The sequence below is a fragment of the Dietzia sp. DQ12-76 genome, assembly GCF_014145045.1.
Classification (GTDB): Bacteria; Actinomycetota; Actinomycetes; order Mycobacteriales; family Mycobacteriaceae; genus Dietzia.
The window spans coordinates 1-2,466 of the sequence record NZ_JAALDV010000257.1; the positions used below are offsets into that span (position 1 = coordinate 1).

Consider the following 2,466-nt stretch of genomic DNA (forward strand, 5'->3'; position numbering starts at 1 on the left):
GGCGCGCCGCCGTCCGGGGGACCGACGACCCGGGCGAGGCGGTCGCGCGGCTGGTCGACGTCGACGCCGCCGTGGAGGTGCTGCGCGGGAAGATCGAGTTCGAGCCGGGTGAGGAGGGCCGCGAGACGGAGATCCTCCGCTATCTCCTGCGCAGCGCCACGGTCGACGTGGTGCGCGAGATGTTCCGCGGTCTCGACCTGGCCCCCCTCGTCGAGGCGTTCGACGGGTCGGTGACCCTGACCACCGGCGCCAGTGTCACCGCGGCGGAGTTCCTCGACGACCTGCCCGAGCTCTCCGATCCGGACCTCTACGACCGGATCGCCGAGCGCGCGGGCGCCCAGACCGTGGGGCAGAGGGCGGGGGCGATCGAGTTCGCGCTGGAGGGGCTCTACCTCTCGCGGCGCCTGTCCAAGGAGACCGGGGACGGCGCCGCCGTCTACGGTTGACCCCCGGGGTCGACGATGGTGGCCGAGGAGCCGCCGGAGCAGGAGGGACGCGATGTCGCGAGACGAGCCCCGCGCGCGGTACGGACGATACGTCGGAGGCCCCGACCCTCTCGCGCCCCCGCTCGACCTGTCCGAGGCGCTCGAGGCGGTGTCCGAGGGGGTGATGTCCGGGTACTCGCCCGAGCAGTCGATGCGCGAGTTCCTCCGCCGGGGCGGTCGGGGCCAGGCCGGTCTCGACGACCTCGCGGGCAGGGTGCAGCGTCGGCGCCGTGAACTGCTCGAGCGCGGCCACCTGGGCGGGACCCTGGAGGAGGTGTCCGAGCTGTTGGACAAGGCGCTGTTGGCCGAACGCGGGCAGCTCGCCCGGGACACGCAGATGGACCCGATGGATCGCACCCTGCGAGAGATGACCATCGAGAACCTCCCGGAGTCCCCGGCCGCGGCGGTCGGCGAGCTCGCCGAGTACGACTGGGCCTCCTCCGATGCGAGGGAGGCCTACAGGAGGATCCAGGATCTCCTCGGAGCGGAGGCGCTCGAGTCGCGCTTCGCGGGGATGAAACAGGCCCTGGAGAACGCGACCGACGCCGATCGTGCGGCGGTGTCGGAGATGCTCGCCGACCTCACCGAGTTGCTCGACAAGCACGCTCGTGGGCAGGACACCCCCGAGGACTTCGAGCGGTTCATGGACAAGCACTCGGACTCCTTCCCGGAGCAGCCGGCCGACATCGACGAGCTCATCGACGTGCTGGCCCGGCGCGCGGCGGCCGCGCAGCGGATGATGCGGTCGATGACGCCGGAGCAGCGGGAGGAGTTGATGGCGCTCTCGCAGCAGGCGTTCGGCTCACCGGAACTCATGGAGCAGCTGGGTCGGCTCGACGGGCTACTGCAGTCACTCAGACCCGGCGAGGACTGGGACGGCTCCGCGGACTTCGACGGCGAGGAGGGACTCGGTTTCTCCGAGGGTGCCGCGGCGATGGCGGAGCTCGGTGACCTGGACCGTCTCGCCGAGCAGCTGGCGCGGGGCAGCGAGGGTTCGCCCCTGTCAGAGCTGGACCTCGAGGCCGTGGCCCGCCACCTCGGGGGAGAGGCCGCGGTCTCTCTGCGCACGCTGGCGCGGCTCGAGCAGTCGATGCGCGACTCGGGTTACCTGAGCAGGCGCCCCGACGGCGACCTGAGGTTGTCCCCGGCCGCACTGCGCAAGCTCGGCGGTTCCCTGCTGCGTGACGCCGCCCGTCGGCTCTCGGGTCGCACCGGCGCCCGCGAGACGCGGATGTCCGGGGCGGCGGGGGACCAGACGGGAGCGAGCCGCGCCTGGCGGTTCGGTGACGTGGAGTCGTGGGACGTGCCGCGGACCGTCACCAACGCCCTGTCCCGGGTCGTGGCCGAGGGTGGGGACCCGGGACAGGGAATCCGGCTGCTGCCGGACGACATCGAGGTCAGAGAGACGGAGTCGCGGACCCAGGCTGCCGTCGCGCTGCTGGTCGACACGTCGTTCTCGATGGCCATGGAGGGCCGATGGGTCCCGATGAAGCGCACCGCGCTGGCCCTGCACCACCTCGTGAGTTCGCGGTTCCGGCAGGACACGCTCCAACTCATCTCGTTCGGCCGCTTCGCCCGGACCCGGACGGTGGAGGACCTGCTCTCCCTCGACGCGGAGTACGAGATGGGCACCAACCTCCACCACGCCCTACTCCTGGCCGGCCGGTTCTTCCGGAGACACCCGTCGATGCAGCCGGTCCTGCTCATCGTCACCGACGGCGAGCCCACAGCTCATCTCCTGGGCAGCGGGGAGCCGTGGTTCGGCTACCCACCCGCACCGGAGACCATCCGCACGACCGTCGACGAGTTGGACCGCGTGGCGCGGTTCGGTGCGCAGACCACGTTCTTCCGGCTCGGCGACGACCCCGGGCTCGGTCGCTTTCTCGACGCGCTGGCCCGCCGGGTCGGCGGCACCGTGGTGGCCCCGGACGTCGACGACCTCGGGGCCGCCGTGGTCGGCAGGTTCCTCCACACACGGCGC

Annotated in this window: 1 protein-coding gene and 1 pseudogene; both read left to right on the top strand. The window is 72.0% G+C overall.

The features are described 5' to 3' along the window. Positions 1-446 (top strand): annotated as a pseudogene (locus tag G6019_RS09550) (magnesium chelatase); the annotation flags it as partial. A 52-nt stretch (positions 447-498) separates the two neighbouring features. Further along, on the top strand, positions 499-2,466 hold a 1,968-nt coding region (locus G6019_RS09555), incomplete at its 3' end, for a vWA domain-containing protein (protein ID WP_182627490.1).